The organism is Acidovorax sp. JHL-9 (assembly GCF_000426205.1).
GTDB lineage: Bacteria > Pseudomonadota > Gammaproteobacteria > Burkholderiales > Burkholderiaceae_C > Acidovorax > Acidovorax soli.
The window spans coordinates 1-16,646 of sequence record NZ_AUEX01000009.1; the positions used below are offsets into that span (position 1 = coordinate 1).

Sequence of the window (16,646 nt, forward strand, 5' to 3'; positions counted from 1 at the left end):
TGCCTTGCTGTTCCACCTGCTGTCCAAGCTGTACGAGCGCACCAGCGTTGTGATCACCACCAACCTGAGCTTCAGCGAATGGGCCAGTGTGTTCGGGGACGCGAAGATGACCACGGCACTGCTGGACCGGCTCACGCATCACTGCCATATTCTGGAAACCGGCAATGACAGCTTCCGGTTCAAGAACAGCTCTGCACAGCAACCACCACAGACCACCAAGAAGGAGATGACAGTCAAGAACTTATCCACAACGTGAATATCAAGTTCACGAACCAGGGTGGGTCAGATCGAGATGGAAATGGTGGGTTACGGTTGCATGGAAATCAACAGACTGCATGCGCCCTTGAGTTTCTTGAGGTGTACGGCAGTTAGGCGGAGTCGTTATACTTCTTTCTTTGCTGGTGCCGATGGCAGCGTAAGTGAGTGCTCACTACCACTCATAATCCTTTGGTCGTCGGTTCAAGTCCGCCACGCCCTACCAAGACAGATAAGGAAACCCTGCTATCTAAAAAGTAGCGGGGTTTTTTCTTTTCCGGTACTTGTCGGCCATCTGTAGGCAAGTTGCCCAAATGCAGCGCCAGCACCGGCAACGAAATAGTTCCTCGGTGGGGCCTTCAATGGTCTGGCCAGAGTGCACACTCACCCCAGATTCCAGCAGCAAACCAACGGGCAGTGGGGGAATGGCTCTCTGTTGAAGGCGAGCCGCGGCGTGCGGGCTTGTGTGCATGATTTGGCTGGAGAGCAGCAGCTTCGGAGAGAGATCGAGGAAACCCTTCATCTAACGCAAGCAGCTGGCGATCCCATCTTGATGGGGCACATCCCTCTGCGCAAGATCGTGTCCACGACACCCATCGTGCACACGATGCTCAAAGACTCGCCATCCCCTCGCTCCGGGGCGGTTCATCACAGGTTGTGCAGTGGCAACGCAGTTTTGTAGCGCACCTGCTTGAGTGCAAAACTGGAGCGGATTTTCTCTACCTGGGCAATGGGCGAGAGCTGTTCCAGGATGAAGCTCTCCAGCGTGGGCATGTCAGGCACTGCCACACGCAACAGGTAGTCGGCATCCCCCGTCATGAGGTAGCACTCCATTACCTCATCACGGATGGTGATGCGTTCTTCAAATTCCTGCAGAGTCTGGCGGCTCTGCTGCTTGAGGCTGATGGAGATGAACACGTTCAGATGCAGCCCCAGCTGTTGCGCGTCGAGCAACGCCACGTATTGCCGGATCAACCCCCGTGCTTCCAGCGCCCGCACGCGGGCCAGGCAGGGAGAGGGCGACAAGTGAACCCGGCGGGCCAACTCGACATTGGACAGGCTGGCGTCAGCCTGAAGCTCGGACAGAATCTTCAGATCGGTAGCATCGAAGTGATTTGTGCTTTGCCTCATGGTATTGGCGGTGTTTTATGCCTTTTTTCTATTTTATGCATCGCAATTCAATATCAACTGCCTGCCATTGATCCCTACAGTCGTGATCTTCTCAGGAGACCCTTGTCATGAACGATATGACCCAGCAGAGCCATTTCACCCAGCTGACTGCGGCAGACACCAATCCAGCAGAAACCCAGGAGTGGCGCGATGCCTTGCTGTCGCTGGCCGCCACCGAAGGTTCGGCACGCGTGCGGCAGATCCTGGATGAACTTGCCCGCCTGGCACGCGCGCAGCGCATGGGCTGGCAGCCTGAGCTGAACACGCCTTACATCAACACCATCGGGGTTGAGCAGCAGCCGGTGTTCCCCGGCGACCTTGCCATTGAGGAGCGTCTGGCCTCGCTGATGCGCTGGAACGCGCTGGCCATGGTGGTGCGTGCCAACCAGGCCTACGGCGAACTCGGTGGCCACATCGCCAGCTACGCCAGCGCGGCCGATCTGTTCGAGACCGGTTTCAACCACTTCTTCCATGCGCGCAACGCCACGCACGGCGGTGATCTCGTGTTCTTCCAGCCGCACAGCGCGCCCGGTGTGTACGCCCGCGCGTACCTCGAAGGCCGTCTGAGCGAGGCCGATCTGATGCACTACCGCCAGGAGATCACCGCGCCTGAGAGCGGCGCGCGCGGCCTCTCCAGCTACCCGCACCCGTGGCTGATGCCCGACTTCTGGCAGTTCCCCACCGGCTCCATGGGCATCGGCCCGATCAGCTCTATCTACCACGCGCGCTTCATGCGCTACCTCACGCACCGCCAGCTGCTCGATTGCGGCGCGCGCAAGGTCTGGGGCGTGTTCGGTGATGGCGAGATGGACGAGCCCGAGAGCATGAGCGCGCTCACGCTGGCTGCGCGCGAGAAGCTCGACAACCTGGTCTGGGTGGTCAACTGCAACCTGCAGCGCCTGGACGGCCCGGTGCGCGGCAACGGCCGCATCATCGACGAGCTGGAGAAGCTCTTTGCCGGCGCGGGCTGGAATGTGATCAAGCTGGTCTGGGGCAGCGACTGGGACGGCCTGTTTGCCCGCGACACCACCGGTGCCCTGGTGCGCGCCTTTGCCAATACGGTGGACGGGCAAATGCAGACCTTTGCCGCCAAGGATGGCCGCTTCAACCGCGACAACTTCTTTGGCCAGAACCCCGAGCTGGCAGCGCTGGCCCAGGGCATGACCGACGAGCAGATCGACCGCCTCAAGCGCGGTGGTCACGACCTGGTGAAGATCCATGCCGCCTATGCGGCTGCGGCGGCCCACACCGGCCAGCCCACCGTCATCCTGGCGCAAACCAAAAAAGGCTACGGCATGGGCAGCGCGGGCCAGGGCAAGATGACCACGCACAGCCAGAAAAAGCTGGACGAGACCGATCTGATCGAATTTCGCAACCGCTTCAATCTGCCACTCACCGACGAGCAGGCCAAGGGGCTGGAATTCTTCAAGCCCGCAGATGACAGCCCCGAAATGCACTACCTGCGCGAGCGCCGCGCGGCGCTGGGCGGCGCCCTGCCGCAGCGCGAGACCGCGTGCGCCGTGGTGCCGGTACCCGCGATCGACCGCTACGCTCAGTTCGCGCTCAAGGCAGATGGCAAGGAGATGAGCACCACCATGGCCTTCGTGCGCATGCTCGGCACCCTGCTCAAGGACCAGGAGCTGGGCCCGCGCATCGTGCCCATCGTGGCCGACGAGGCGCGCACCTTCGGCATGGCCAACCTGTTCAAGCAGGTCGGCATCTACAGCAGCGTCGGCCAGCGCTATGCGCCCGAAGATATCGGCTCGGTGCTCTCGTACCGCGAGGCGCTGGAAGGCCAGATCCTCGAAGAAGGCATCAGCGAGGCCGGTGCCATCGCCAGCTGGACGGCCGCGGCCACCAGCTACAGCGTACATGGCCTGGCCATGCTGCCGTTCTACATCTACTACTCCATGTTCGGCTTCCAGCGCGTGGGCGACGCCATCTGGGCCGCCGCCGACCAGCGCGCACGCGGCTTCCTGCTGGGGGCCACATCGGGCCGCACCACGTTGAGCGGCGAAGGTCTGCAGCACCAGGACGGCAGCAGCCACCTGGTGGCGGCCACCATTCCCAACTGCAAGGCCTACGACCCGGCGTTTGCGGGAGAGCTGGCCGTGATCATCGACGCGGGCATGCGCGAGATGCTGGTCGAGCAGCAGGACGTGTTCTATTACGTCACGCTCATGAACGAGAACTACGCCAACCCTGACCTGCCCGAAGGCGCGGCCGGGGGCGTGCTGCGCGGTGGCTACCACTTCGGCAGCTACGGGCCACAGGGTGGCGAGCGCGTCACCTTGCTGGGCTCGGGCGCCATCGTCACCGAAGTGGTTCAGGCCGCCCAGCAGCTGGCTGACCACAACATTGGCGTGGACGTGTTCAGCATCACCAGCTGGAGCGAGCTGGCGCGCGATGGCATGGCGCAGGAGGCCCGCGGAGCTGATGCCTACGTGGCGCAATTGCTGGCCGCCAGCGCAGGCCCCATTGTGGCCGCCACCGACTACGTGCGCGCCGTGCCAGAGAGCGTGCGCGCCTTCATGCCGCAGGGCCGGCGCTACAGCACGCTGGGCACCGACGGCTTTGGCCGTAGCGACACGCGCGCGGCGTTGCGCTCTTTCTTCAAGGTCGATGCGGAAAGCATCGTGGCACGCGCCCTGGCCGACATGGGAGTGAATGCATGGGTATCGTAGAAGCGAAGGTGCCCGACATCGGCGACATCGACGAAGTGGCCATCATCGAAGTGCTGGTTCCACCCGGCGACACCATCAAGGCCGAGCAGAGCCTGATCACCGTGGAGTCGGACAGGGCCTCGACCCCAGCTTTCTTGAACAAGAAAATTCATGAATCTGGAGGAGGGCCCCGTCCGGTTGCATTACAATTGCAGCTGTGATTTGAATGATTGAACGCTGGCGCAGCTGATGCTGTGAGTGGTTGTCAAAAATAGTGTGAAGTTCAGATAGATCTGATTTTCATGCTATAATTCAAAGCTTAGCGGCTGTAGCTCAGCTGGATAGAGTACTTGGCTACGAACCAAGGGGTCGTGGGTTCGATTCCTGCCAGCCGCACCAATGTTTAAAGCCTGCAACTGAAAAGTTGCAGGCTTTTTCATTTGCCGATTGCTTTTCTTCTTTCGGGCAAGATGCAGCCATGAGCAAAGCCTTTACCAAGGAAGCGGATGCCGACGACGATGGTGATCTGACTTCACCACCGCTTCCGGTCGGTGGAAAAAACTACATCACCCCGCAAGGTTACGCTCGACTGCGGTCGGAGCTCTTGGCGTTGATCGACACCGAGCGCCCCAAGATCGTGGACATCGTTCACTGGGCTGCCAGCAATGGCGATCGTTCCGAGAACGGGGACTATCTCTATGGCAAGAAGCGGTTGCGCGAAATTGACCGGCGTATCAGGTTTCTGACCAAACGCCTGGAGATCGCGGAGATCGTGGATCCAGCCATCCACCAAGGAGGCGACCAGGTGTTTTTTGGCGCGACCGTTACGTACCTGGAAGATGGCAGTGTGGAGCGTACTGTCACCATCCTGGGGATTGATGAGGCCGATGGCAAACGTGGTCAGGTCAGCTGGATATCCCCGGTAGCGCGTGCGCTCCTGAAGTCCAGGGTGGGTGACGAAATTTCACTGGCCGCACCGAGCGGCTTGCATCGCCTGGAAGTGCTGGGCGTCCGGTACCCCGGCAAACCAGTGCAAAAGGGGATCTGACACTGTATTGCCGATGTTCCGTTGTTTCATCAGGCCTGCGGGATGACGCGAGACGCTCGAATCACGGCCTGTGTGCGCCGCAGGCCCCGCAATGCTGTTTCGAGATGGGCTTGATCCCGCACCGCCACCACGAAGCGCAGATCTGTGGTGTCCAGCGCTGCCTCGTCGTCCATGTCCACGTGGGTGATATCGGCTTCCGAATTGGCGAGTTCTGCGGCCACGCGTGCCAGCACACCTTTGCCGTTGCTTACGGTAACCACCACTCCCGTCTCAAACATGCGAGCGGGTTCGTCTGACCAGTCCACGGCGATAAAGCGTTCGCTGTCCTTGTGCTGCAGCCGTTTGGCTACGCTGCAATGCGCATTGTGAACCACCAGACCCTCTCCGCGGCCGAGGTATCCGACAATGCTGTCCCCGGGGACGGGGCGGCAACAGTGTGCGTACTGGACTGAAGCATTTTCGCTGCCATCCAGCGTCACCGCACCCTGAGACAGTGTTTCATGGGATGTATAGCGTTCGCGGGTCATGAGCAGCGCATCGGGCCGGTGTCCATGCTCCGACATCAGAACCATGAGGCGCTTGGCCACAATGCTGGCGATGCGCTTGCCGAGGCCCAGGTCTGTCATCAGCTCATTGCGCGTACGGTTTCCGGTGAAGCGCAGCAACTTGTCCCACATGGGCTGGGTTTCGGCATCCATGGGTGGGAGGCTCACCAGGCCTTCGGCACGCAGGGCCTGGGTCAGCAACTTTTCGCCCAGGCTTTCCGATTCTGTCTGCGCCAGGGTCTTGAGATAGTGACGTATCTTGGACCGTGCACGGCCCGTTCGTACAAACCCGAGCCATGCCGGATTGGGTGTAGAGACGGGGGCCGTGATGATTTCCACCACATCGCCATTTTTCAGCTCGGTGCGCAGCGGCACCAATTCATTGTTGATCTTGCCCGCAGTGGTGCGGTCACCCACGTTGCTATGGATGGCATAGGCGAAGTCGACAACGGTCGCCCCCCGTGGCATGGCCATGATCTGGCTTTTGGGCGTGAAGACATACACGGCATCCGGGAACAGGTCGACCTTGACGTGATCCCAGAACTCGGCGGCATCGCGTGTTTCGTTCTGGATGTCGAGCAGCGATTGAAGCCACTTCGTGCCCAGGCGCTCGGCCGCGTTGCCGTCGCTGTCCTGGGCCTTGTAAAGCCAGTGTGCCGCAACACCTGCCTCCGCAACCACGTGCATTTCGTCAGTGCGCATCTGGAACTCGATGTTCACGCCCGAAGGGCCTACCAGGGTGGTGTGCAGTGACTGGTAGCCATTGAGCTTGGGAATGGCAATGTGGTCTTTGAACTTTCCTGGCACCGGCTTGTACATCTGGTGCAGGATGCCCAGGGCCGTGTAGCAGTCCGTGACGTTGGGAACAATCACCCGAAAGCCATAGATGTCCGTAACCTGTGCAAAGCTCAGATGTTTGAGATCCATCTTCTGGTAGATGGCATACAGTGTTTTCTCGCGCCCTGCCAGGCGAACCGACATGCCAATGCGGGAAAATGCAGCATCCACTTCCGCCTGCACCCTCTGCACCAGGTCACGGCGCCGGTTGCGCGACTTGTTGATCGCCTTGGAGAGGGTGTGATAACGCCACGGATGCAAATGCCGGAAGGAAAGATCCTGCAACTCGCGATACGTCTGGTTCAAGCCCAGCCGGTGGGCGATCGGTGCATAGATCTCCAGCGTTTCAGAAGAAATCCGGCTCCATTTGGTGCGCGGCATGTCGGACAGCGTGCGCATGTTGTGCGTGCGATCTGCCAGCTTGATAAGGATCACGCGAACATCGCGCGCCATGGCCAGCAGCATCTTGCGGAAGGACTCGGCCTGGTTTTCCTCGCGCGTATTGAACTGAAGCTTGTCGAGCTTGGTGAGTCCATCCACGAGTTCGGCCACAGGGGCACCAAAGCGGTCAATCAGATCGGCCTTGGTCACGCCGCAATCTTCCATGGCGTCGTGCAGCAGTGCCGCCATCAATGCCTGGGCGTCCAACTTCCAGCTGGCGCATAACGCAGCCACGGCGATCGGGTGGGTGATATAGGGTTCGCCGCTGTTGCGCAGTTGGCCCAGGTGTGCTTCGTCGGCAAAGCGGTAGGCCTGTCGCACCAGTTCGATGCTGGCGGGGTCCAGGTAATCAAGGCGGTCTGTGAGCGCGGCAAAACTGGCCGCCGCTGCATTGGCGGCTGCCGCTGACGCACTGACCGTGCCCGAGACGGGGTTGTCGTCGGGCCGAATTTGCGTTGCAGAAAATGAATTGAGCACCGCGTTCATGCCTTAAATGTAGCGCGGCAGTGCAGGAGACGCCCATAGCGCAAAAAAAAGCACCGCTGTGCGGTGCTTTTTTTCCAAGGTGCCGGTTGAACAATCAACCGGGAACCTTCTTCAGCATTTCCAGGCCAACCTTGCCTTCGGCGATTTCGCGCAGGGCCGTCACGGCGGGTTTGTTGCGGCTTTCGATGCGCGGGGCATGGCCCTGGCTCAGCATGCGCGCGCGGTATGTGGCGGCGAGCACGAGCTGGAAGCGATTGGGAATCTTTTCCAGACAGTCTTCTACGGTGATGCGTGCCATCGGTGTTCTCCGGGAATCAGGTGATATTGAGCGACTGGAAGGTGTCAGCACGGGCGCGGCGCTGGGCGGCGTACTTGAGTCGCTGGGCGTGAACTACGGCTTTCAGGTCGAAAAGCGCGCGCTCAAACAACTCGTTGATTATAACGAAGTCGAATTTGCTCACCTGGGCCATCTCTATGGCTGCGTTCTTGAGGCGAACTTCAATGACATCCGCCGAATCTTCACCCCGCCGTTCCAGGCGCGAGCGCAACTCTTCCCAGCTCGGCGGCAGGATGAAGACGAGGATGGCGTTGGCAAAAGCTTTCTTGATCTGCAGCGCCCCCTGAAAGTCGATTTCCAGGATCACGTCCGAGCCCTGTGCGATGCGCTCCTCGATGGCCTTCCTGGAGGTGCCATAGCGGTTGCCATGCACCCTGGCCCATTCCACAAAGGCGTTGCCCTGCACCATGGCGTCGAACTCCGGTTCTGACGCAAAAAAGTACTCGCGGCCATGCTTTTCCTGCCCGCGCGGTGCACGGGTGGTGTGCGAAATGGACGGGTGAACGTGGGAGTCGAGTTCGAGAAGTGCCTTGACCAGGCTGGATTTGCCAGCACCGCTGGGAGCCGCCACGACAAAGAGATTTCCAGGGTAATCCATGGGTGATGTTCGCTGGGTGCTATCAAAAAATGAGTATTACTCGATATTTTGCACTTGCTCGCGCATCTGCTCGATCAACACCTTCATGTCGACACTGATGCGGGTGAGGTCCAGGGCTGCCGATTTGGAGCCCAGGGTGTTGGCTTCGCGGTGCAGTTCCTGGATCAGAAAATCCAGGCGTTTGCCGACTTCGCCGCCTTTTTGGAGCAAGCGCTCGATTTCGTCCAGGTGCGAGTTCAGGCGCGTGATTTCTTCTGCGACGTCGATGCGGATGGCAAAGGCCGTGGCCTCGGTGAGCGCGCGGTCGCGTGCCGCTTCGGGCAGGGTGGAGCCGTCGGTCAGGGCCATGGCTTCTTTCCAGCGCTCCATGAAACGCTGGCGTTGCTGCTCGACCAGCAGGGGCACCATGGGCCCCGCCTGCTGCGCCAGGCTGCGCAGCTGGCCGAGCCGGTCGTGCAGCATGGCGGCCAGACGCTCGCCTTCGCGTGCGCGTGCCGCCAGCAATTGTGCGAGGGCCTGCTCCGCCAGGGGGGGCACGGCCTCACTCCAGTCCTCGGGGCCAGCGCCGGCATTGGCGCACAGGCGCAGCGCATCCGCGACAGTCAGGGGCGCCGCCTGGGGCAACCAGGATTTCACGGCATCCTGCAGCGAGTTGATGCGTTGCAGCAGGCGCGGCGCCGGATCCTGGAGGCTGCTGCCATCGTCGTTTTCCAGCGCGGCACGCACTTCCACCTTGCCCCGCTTGAGCTGCGCGGTCAGCAGACTGCGCAAGACAGGTTCCAGGGCGCGCAGTTCGTCGGGAAGACGGAACGACAGGTCCAGAAAGCGGCTGTTGACCGAGCGGATTTCAAGCCCCAGCCGGCGGCCGTGGGGGGCGCGGGTGTCGGTATCAGCGCCAGTGGCAGAGGCGCCATGCTGAGCGCTGGCGTATCCGGTCATGCTGTAAACTGGCATTGGACTTTTTGATGGTTGCTTGCGATCCGGCGATTATCCGGGTTCCGCTCTACACCCGCGTCATCTTCGCAAAATATGTCAAAAATCAAGCCGGCGCCATTGCCTCCCGATACCACCATTGGGGGCTACCGTGTGGTACGCCGGTTGTCCTCCGGTGGTTTTGGCATGGTTTATCTGGCGCTGGATGCCGAAGGCCAGCAGATCGCCATCAAGGAGTATCTGCCATCCTCCCTGGCCACCCGTGCCCCGGGGGAGTTGCTGCCCAGGGTGCCACCCGAAAAGCTGTCGCTCTACCGTCTGGGTCTCAAGAGTTTCTTTGAGGAAGGCCGCGCGCTGGCCCAGATCTCGCACGCCTCGGTGGTCAGCGTGCTCAACTTCTTCCGTGAAAACGAAACCGTTTACATGGTGATGAACTACCTGGAGGGGGCCACCCTGCAGGATTTCATCATCACCGCGCGCGACCTCAAGACGCAGAAGGTGTTTCGCGAGTCCACCATCCGCTCGCTGTTTGACGAGGTGCTGCGCGGCCTGCGCATCGTGCACCAGCACAAGATGCTGCACCTGGATATCAAGCCCGCCAACATTTTCATCACCGACGACAACAAGGCCGTGATGATCGACTTCGGTGCCGCGCGCGAAGTGCTGTCCAAAGAGGGCAACTTCATCCGTCCCATGTACACCCCCGGCTTTGCCGCGCCCGAGATGTACCGGCGCGATTCGTCCATGGGCCCCTGGACCGATATTTATGCGATTGGCGCCTGCATCTACGCCTGCATGCAGGGCTTTCCGCCCAACGAGGCGCCCCAGCGCATCGAGAAAGACCGCCTGTCGCTGGCGCTGACCAAGCTGCGTGGCGTGTATTCGGACAACCTCATCGAGGTAGTGGAGTGGTGCATGGCGCTCGATCCCTTGTCGCGCCCGCAGTCGGTGTTTGCGCTGCAAAAAGAGCTCAGCCGCGAAGGCGAACGTCGCTATACCAAGCTTTCGGTGACCGAGAAAATGCGTCTGCAGCTCGACACCCTGGTGTCCGACACCAAGAAAAATGTGCAAAAAGTGGGTGAAGCCACGGGAATCGGGGCCAAACCCAAATGAAATTCTCTGTATTCCAGATCAGCCGCCGCGGGGGACGCGAGAAGAACGAAGACCGCATGGGTTACTGCTACACGCGCGAAGCGGGCCTGTTCGTGCTGGCCGACGGCATGGGCGGGCACCCCGAGGGCGAGGTGGCTGCGCAGATAGCGCTGCAAACCATTGCGTCCCTGTTCCAGCGACAGGCCAAACCGCAGCTCGACAATGTGCAGGAGTTCCTGTCGTCCGCCCTGCTGGCGGCCCACCACCAGATCCTGCGCTATGCCTCCGACAAAGGCATGCTCGACACGCCGCGCACCACGCTGGTGGCTGCCGTGGTGCAGGCCGGCGCCGCGTCGTGGATCCATTGCGGCGACTCGCGCCTGTACATGGTGCGCGATGGAGAGTTGCTGAGCCGCACGCGCGACCATTCCTACCTCGAATTGCGCAATGCGCCGCCGCCGGGGCTGGACCGCATCAATCGCAACGTGCTGTTCACCTGCCTGGGCTCGCCCACCAAGCCCATTTACGACGTCACCGGCCCCGTTTACCTGGAGCAGGGCGATCGCATCTTGCTGTGCTCGGACGGCCTGTGGGGCTCGCTCAGCGATGAGGACATTGCCACCCAGCTCAGCCAGCAGACGGTGTCGTATGCGGTGCCCGATCTGGTCGAGAACGCTTTGCGCAAGGCCGGCGAGGGCAGTGACAACGTCACCGTGGTGGCATTCGAGTGGGAAACCCCTGACACCTTCGAGTCCACGCAAGGGGTATCGACCGACAGTATCAGCGACGATGTTTTCGCCTCGACCATCCAGGCCGGCCCGCTCGATGGGCTGGTGGATGACCTCGACGATGATGCCATTGAGCGATCCATTGCCGAGATCAACGAAGCCATCCGCCAGTCCGCCGCACGCAAAGCATGACAAGCCCCTGAGCCGCTTCGCGCCGCCCCCTTCTCTCGATTGGCGTGGCAGTTCGGGATAGGGGGTACTGCCAGCGCGGCGGTTGCAGGCCTGGGCCGCGAGCATGGCAGGGGCCTGGGGCCATGCAGGAGGTCTGCCCATTTTTGACACCGGAAACCACATGACCACTTTCAACCGCACCGACGGCCGAGCCGCCGACCAGCTGCGCCCCGTGCGCATCACGCGCCACTACACCATGCATGCCGAGGGCTCGGTGCTGATCGAGTTTGGCAATACCAAGGTGCTGTGCACGGCCTCGGTGGAAGAAAAAGTGCCGCCGCACCAGCGCGGCACCGGCGAGGGCTGGGTGACTGCAGAGTACGGCATGTTGCCCCGCGCCACGCACCGGCGCAGCGACCGCGAGGCGGCCAAGGGCAAGCAGAGCGGTCGCACGCAGGAGATACAGCGCCTGATTGGCCGCTCGCTGCGGGCGGTGTTTGACCTGAAGCTGCTGGGCGAGCGCACCATCCAGCTCGACTGCGATGTGATCCAGGCCGACGGGGGCACGCGCACCGCCGCCATCACCGGCGCCTGGGTGGCGGCGCAGGACGCCGTGAGCCAGCTGCTGGCCAGCGGCAAGATCGCGGCGAGCCCCATCCTGGGGCCGGTGGCCGCCATCTCGGTGGGCATCGTGCAGGGCATGCCGCTGCTGGATCTGGAATATGTGGAGGATGTGGGCTGCGACACCGACATGAACGTGGTCATGACGGGGGCGGGCCACTTCGTGGAAGTGCAGGGAACGGCAGAGGGTGTGGCCTTTACCCGGGCCGAGATGGACCAGCTGCTGGCACTGGCCGACAAGGGCGTTGCCGAACTGGTGAGTCTGCAACAACAATCGCTATTAAAGTAGTAGCTAATTGCGCTTTGCATAAGCGCTATGGGCCATTTTTACTATGAAACTCGTTCTTGCCTCCAACAACCGCGGCAAACTGGTCGAACTGCAGGCCATGCTGGCGCCGCTGGGCATTGAGCTGGTGCGCCAGGCCGACCTGGGCGTGGGTGAGGCCGAAGAGCCGCACCGCACCTTCGTCGAGAACGCGTTGGCCAAGGCGCGGTTTGCCAGCGCGCACACCGGCCTGCCCGCGCTGGCCGACGACGCCGGCTTGTGCGTGGACGCCTTTGGCGGCCTGCCCGGTGTGGACACGGCTTATTACGCCACCCAGTTCGGCTACGAGAAGGGTGACGACACCAACGTGCGCGCCCTGCTGGAGCAGATGCAGGGCCAGGACAACCGCCGCGCCGCCATGGTGAGCACCCTGGTGGCTGTGCGCAGCCCGCAGGACCCCGAGCCCCTGATTGCCGTGGGCCGCGTGGTGGGCGAGATCACGCGCGCGCCGCGTGGCAGCAACGGCTTCGGCTTCGACCCGGTGATGTTCATCCCCGAGTTCGGTCAGACCTTTGCCGAGCTGCCCACCGAAGTCAAGAACGCCCACAGCCACCGCGGCCGTGCGGCGCAGCAGATGCTGGCGCTGATGCGCGAGCGCTGGTTTGTATGAAGTACCCCCCTGAGTCGCTTCGCGCCTTCCCCCCCAAGGAGACACCGCCAGCACGGCGGGGCGGCCCTTGCGCGGCGGTCGCGCGTAGGGCCGCTCATGCCGCAAGCGGCTGCTGCGGCGTGAGCGCTCTGAACCTTTGATGCTTTCAATGGCTATCCCCATCCTTCCTACCACGGATGCCGCCCCCGCCGTGGTGCGCGACATTCAGCACTACATGCGACCGGGGCTGCTGCAGCTCACCAGCCTGCCGCCGCTGGCCTTGTATGTGCACCTGCCCTGGTGTCTGAAAAAGTGCCCCTATTGCGACTTCAACTCGCACGAGTGGCGCGATGCCGGTGGCGTGGGCGCTGCGGGCGCCTTGCCCGAGGCCCGCTACCTCGACGCCCTGGTGGCCGACCTCGAAGCGGCGCTGCCCCTGGTGTGGGGTCGCAGCGTGCACAGCATCTTCATCGGCGGTGGCACGCCCAGCCTGTTTTCACCCCGGTCCATCGACCGGCTGATCGGTGACATCCGCGCGCGCCTGCCGCTGGCCGCCGATTGCGAGATCACCCTGGAGGCCAACCCCGGTACCTTCGAAAAAGACCGGTTCCGCGCCTTTCGCGCGGCGGGTGTCACGCGCCTGTCGGTGGGCGTGCAAAGCTTCAACGATAGGCACCTGCAGGCCCTGGGCCGGGTGCACGACCGCGCCCAGGCCCTGGCCGCCGTGCAGGAGGCGGCCAGCGCTTTCGACACCTTCAACCTCGACATCATGTACGCGCTGCCGGGCCAGACGCTGCCCGAACTGGAGCAGGACATGGCCACGGCGCTGGCGCTGGCGCCGCAGCACATCTCCATCTACCACCTGACCATCGAGCCCAACACCTACTTCGCCAAGTTTCCGCCCGCCATTCCTGCGGACGATGACGCCTACGCCATGCTGGACCGCATCACCGAGATGACGGCGCAAGCCGGGCTGGCACGCTACGAGATTTCGGCCTACGCCCGGCCGGGCCATGCGTGTTTTCACAACACCAACTACTGGCAGTTTGGCGACTACCTGGGGCTGGGCGCGGGTGCGCACAGCAAGCTCAGCTTTGCCCACCGCGTGGTGCGCCAGACGCGCTTTCGCGATCCGCGCCTGTACATGGACAACGCACTGGCGGGCCACGCCCTGGCGCAGGACGAGGAGGTGCGCCGTGCCGACCTGCCGTTCGAGTTCATGCTCAATGCGCTGCGCCTGCGCGAGGGCTTTGCGCTGCAGGACTTTGTGGAACGCACGGGCCTGCCCCTGACCGCCATTGCCAACGCGCTGGAGGAAGCCGAACGCAAGGGCCTGATCACCCGCGACATGGCCCATGTGCGCCCCACCGAGCGTGGATTCGATTTTCTGAACGATCTGCAGGCGTTGTTTTTGGCCGACTGACCGCCTGGCACACCGTCCCATTCTGTGGGATGTGGTTGGCATGAAATTGGCCTCCAGCGCTTGCGTGGCAAGCGCTTTAAGCCATTTCAACGGGAGCAAAAGGGCGATGGCACCCGTGGTGCTTCTGGCGGCGGAGCGTTGTTCAGCCGCAGCGTACCGCCGTGATGCGCCCATTGCTGTCCACCACCAGGTTCAGGCGCTCGGTGTTGAACTCCTGCGTCACCGCCTGGCGCGGGTGCAGCAGGCGTGCCATGGCGGCGCCCGAAGCCACCCGGGCCTGCTCGATCACCGAGGGCGTGCCCTGCTTGCCGATCACCCTCTGGGCGGGCGCCGCATTGCACACACCGCCCCGTGGCCCAGGGCCCACCGAGGCCGGAGGCGCCGCCCCGCCCGGCAAGCCCGAGCAGCCCGCCAGCAAGGCGGCGCACAGGCAGGTGGTCAGGGTGAAGGTTCGGCTTATCTGCATGGTTTTCTCCGGTGGGAATCTGGGGCGTGGCGCGCCGGGTGAGGGGACACCTTATCTTGCGCCAGAGCCTTTGGCTGTCACCACGGGTAACCGTGTTGCTTTGCGGTCTTGGAGACGGTTGCAAGGGGCAATGCGTGCCGTCAACCCAGCAGCTGGTCGAGCGCGCCGGGGCCAATGGGGGGCTCCACCGTCCAGGGCACCACCAGCACCGGGTGGCGGGTGTAGGCGGCCACCCGCTCCATCTGTTTGCGCTCGCTGTCCAGGCGGGCCTGCAGCAGCGGGTCGGCCGTGCCCGTGGCCAGCAGCGATTTGTTGACCACCCAGGCAAAGGGCTCGATGTGGGCCCGGCGCAGGTCGTTCTGCAGCGCAGCGGCCTGGGACACGGGGGTGGCCTCGGGCAGCGTGACCAGAATGATGCGGGTGTAGTCCGCATCCTGCAGGCGCATCAGTGGCGTCACGATGCGGCCTGCGGCCTTGCCCTCGAACTCGCGCACCATCTGGCGGTGGTAGGCGCCGGTGGCGTCCATCAGCAGCAAGGAATGCCCGGTGGGCGCGGTGTCCAGCACCACAAACGCGCTGCGTGCCTGCGCCACCACATGCGAGAAGGCGTGAAAAACCGCCACTTCCTCGGTGCAGGGCGAACGCAGGTCTTCCAGCAGCAGGGCTTTCTCGTCCTCGGTCAGGGTGGCGGCGCGGGCGGCCACGATCTTGTCCACGTATTTCTGCGTTTCGGCCTTGGGGTCGATGCGGCCCACGCGCAGGCCGGGCACTTCGGCGTTGAGCGTGGCGGCCAGGTGCGCAGCCGGGTCGGTCGTCGTCAGGTGCACCGACTTGCCGTGGTGGACCAGGCCCAGCGCAATGGCCGCGGCAAGGGTGGTCTTGCCGACCCCGCCCTTGCCCATGACCATGATCAGGCCGCGCTCGCCCTGCGCAAGCTCGGCCACCAGTTCGGACAGCTTGTGGTGGTCGAGGGTGGGTGCTGACGGGGTGGCTGTGCCCGTCGTTCGCGTGGGCTCGGCGGCCAGCAGCCCGCGCAGTGCGGGCAGGCCCACCGAATCCACGGCCCTGAGGGGAATATGGTCGGCCGCCAGGGGCCGCAGCGCGGCGGGCATCTCGTCAAGTGCCTTGCGCCCCAGCGCTTCGATGGCGGCGGCCATCGGGTCGTCCGGGTGGCTGCGCTGGAATACGGCGTTCACCACCAGCCGCTGGTTCACCAGGCCCAGCGCGCGCAGCTCGTCCGACGACCGGGCGGCCTCTTCGAGCGCGCCTTTCTCGGGCCGGGCCACCAGCACCACGGTGGTCAGCATGGCATCGTTGAGCGCCGCCAGGGCCGCGTTGAAAAGCTGCTCCTGCATCTTCAGGCCCGAGTGCGGCCCCAGGCAGGATGCGCCCCGGTCGTTGCCCTCCAGAAAACCGCTCCAGGCCTTGGGCAGGCTCAGCAGCCGGAGCGTGTGGCCCGTGGGGGCCGTGTCGAACACCACATGGTCATAGGCGGCACCGCCCTGCGACAGGAGGCTGGAGAACTCGTCAAAGGTGGCGATCTCGGTGGTGCAGGCGCCCGACAGTTGTTCGCGCACGGTGGCAATGTCCTGGTCGCTGGCCTGTGGACCCATCTGCTCGACCACGCGGGTGCGGTAATGCACCGCAGCCGCATCGGGGTCGATGTTGAGCACCTGCAGGCCGGGCACGCCCGGCACCGCCACGGGCTGGTTGCTCAGCGTGATACCCAGCATTTCATCGAGGTTGGAGGCCGCGTCGGTGCTGACGAGCAGCACTTTTTTGCCCGCATCGGCCAGCGCGATCGACACCGCCGTGGACACCGAGGTCTTGCCCACGCCGCCCTTGCCGGTGAAGAACAGGTATTTGGTGGGCTGGTCGAGTAGGCGAATGGAGGCGGGCATGGAATTCCTTGGTGGCG

Annotated in this window: 15 protein-coding genes, 1 tRNA gene and 1 pseudogene; 10 read left to right on the forward strand and 7 right to left on the reverse strand. The window is 63.1% G+C overall.

Annotated elements, in window-relative coordinates; all coding sequences use genetic code 11:
* Positions 1-256: ATP-binding protein (locus K225_RS0107185; protein WP_026435777.1), on the forward strand; the 256-nt coding region annotated here is incomplete at its 5' end.
* A 647-nt stretch (positions 257-903) separates the two neighbouring features.
* Here K225_RS0107185 and K225_RS0107190 read toward each other — a convergent pair.
* Entirely contained in the window at positions 904-1,386 is a 483-nt protein-coding gene (locus K225_RS0107190) for an Lrp/AsnC family transcriptional regulator (protein ID WP_026435778.1), read from the reverse strand.
* Positions 1,387-1,493: 107 nt separating this feature from the next.
* On the opposite strand from K225_RS0107190, the gene mdeB reads away from it, so the two are divergent.
* The 4 genes and pseudogenes from mdeB (at position 1,494) to greB (ending at position 5,136) form a co-directional block, all read left to right on the forward strand.
* Positions 1,494-4,109, forward strand: a complete 2,616-nt coding sequence (mdeB, locus tag K225_RS0107195) for an alpha-ketoglutarate dehydrogenase (RefSeq protein ID WP_026435779.1) — start codon at positions 1,494-1,496, stop codon at positions 4,107-4,109.
* Positions 4,097-4,231: pseudogene (locus tag K225_RS0107200) on the forward strand (biotin/lipoyl-containing protein); the annotation flags it as partial. The gene mdeB and the pseudogene K225_RS0107200, both read left to right, overlap by 13 nt.
* A 179-nt stretch (positions 4,232-4,410) precedes the next feature.
* Positions 4,411-4,487, forward strand: a tRNA-Arg gene (locus K225_RS0107205).
* Between the two features lie 79 nt (positions 4,488-4,566).
* Positions 4,567-5,136, forward strand: a complete 570-nt coding sequence (gene greB / locus K225_RS0107210; protein ID WP_026435781.1) for a transcription elongation factor GreB — start codon at positions 4,567-4,569, stop codon at positions 5,134-5,136.
* Positions 5,137-5,165: 29 nt separating this feature from the next.
* On the opposite strand, the gene K225_RS0107215 is transcribed toward greB, so the two are convergent.
* The 4 genes from K225_RS0107215 to K225_RS0107230 form a co-directional block, all read right to left on the reverse strand.
* On the reverse strand, positions 5,166-7,445 hold the full coding sequence (locus tag K225_RS0107215; protein ID WP_026435782.1) for a bifunctional (p)ppGpp synthetase/guanosine-3',5'-bis(diphosphate) 3'-pyrophosphohydrolase: 2,280 nt from the start codon (positions 7,443-7,445) through the stop codon (positions 5,166-5,168).
* A 94-nt stretch (positions 7,446-7,539) separates the two neighbouring features.
* Positions 7,540-7,743, reverse strand: a complete 204-nt coding sequence (gene rpoZ / locus K225_RS0107220; protein WP_005794722.1) for a DNA-directed RNA polymerase subunit omega — start codon at positions 7,741-7,743, stop codon at positions 7,540-7,542.
* Between the two features lie 16 nt (positions 7,744-7,759).
* Entirely contained in the window at positions 7,760-8,380 is a 621-nt protein-coding gene (gene gmk, locus K225_RS0107225; protein ID WP_026435783.1) for a guanylate kinase, read from the reverse strand.
* A gap of 36 nt (positions 8,381-8,416) precedes the next feature.
* Positions 8,417-9,334, reverse strand: a complete 918-nt coding sequence (locus K225_RS0107230) for a YicC/YloC family endoribonuclease (protein WP_202900029.1) — start codon at positions 9,332-9,334, stop codon at positions 8,417-8,419.
* A 75-nt stretch (positions 9,335-9,409) separates the two neighbouring features.
* Here K225_RS0107230 and K225_RS0107235 point away from each other — a divergent pair, with 75 nt between their 5' ends.
* The 5 genes from K225_RS0107235 to hemW all read left to right on the forward strand — a co-directional run bounded on the left by K225_RS0107235 (position 9,410) and on the right by hemW (position 14,262).
* Positions 9,410-10,426 (forward strand): serine/threonine-protein kinase, encoded by a 1,017-nt coding sequence (locus K225_RS0107235; RefSeq protein ID WP_026435785.1) that lies wholly within the window; start codon positions 9,410-9,412, stop codon positions 10,424-10,426.
* Positions 10,423-11,325: a PP2C family serine/threonine-protein phosphatase gene (locus K225_RS0107240; RefSeq protein ID WP_026435786.1), complete on the forward strand. Its 903-nt coding sequence runs from the start codon at positions 10,423-10,425 to the stop codon at positions 11,323-11,325. The genes K225_RS0107235 and K225_RS0107240 overlap by 4 nt, the downstream gene beginning before the upstream one ends.
* 160 nt (positions 11,326-11,485) lie before the next feature.
* Entirely contained in the window at positions 11,486-12,214 is a 729-nt protein-coding gene (gene rph, locus K225_RS0107245; RefSeq protein WP_026435787.1) for a ribonuclease PH, read from the forward strand.
* Positions 12,215-12,257: 43 nt separating this feature from the next.
* Positions 12,258-12,860, forward strand: coding sequence for an RdgB/HAM1 family non-canonical purine NTP pyrophosphatase (gene rdgB / locus K225_RS0107250; RefSeq protein ID WP_026435788.1), 603 nt, complete (start codon positions 12,258-12,260; stop codon positions 12,858-12,860).
* Between the two features lie 148 nt (positions 12,861-13,008).
* Positions 13,009-14,262 carry a radical SAM family heme chaperone HemW gene (hemW, locus tag K225_RS0107255; protein WP_026435789.1) on the forward strand — a complete coding sequence of 418 codons (1,254 nt, stop codon included), beginning with the start codon at positions 13,009-13,011 and terminating at the stop codon, positions 14,260-14,262.
* Between the two features lie 142 nt (positions 14,263-14,404).
* On the opposite strand, the gene K225_RS0107260 is transcribed toward hemW, so the two are convergent.
* On the reverse strand, positions 14,405-14,728 hold the full coding sequence (locus K225_RS0107260) for an I78 family peptidase inhibitor (protein WP_051248755.1): 324 nt from the start codon (positions 14,726-14,728) through the stop codon (positions 14,405-14,407).
* 140 nt (positions 14,729-14,868) lie between these two features.
* Positions 14,869-16,629, reverse strand: a complete 1,761-nt coding sequence (gene arsA, locus K225_RS0107265) for an arsenical pump-driving ATPase (RefSeq protein ID WP_026435791.1) — start codon at positions 16,627-16,629, stop codon at positions 14,869-14,871.
* Positions 16,630-16,646: the final 17 nt, after the last annotated feature.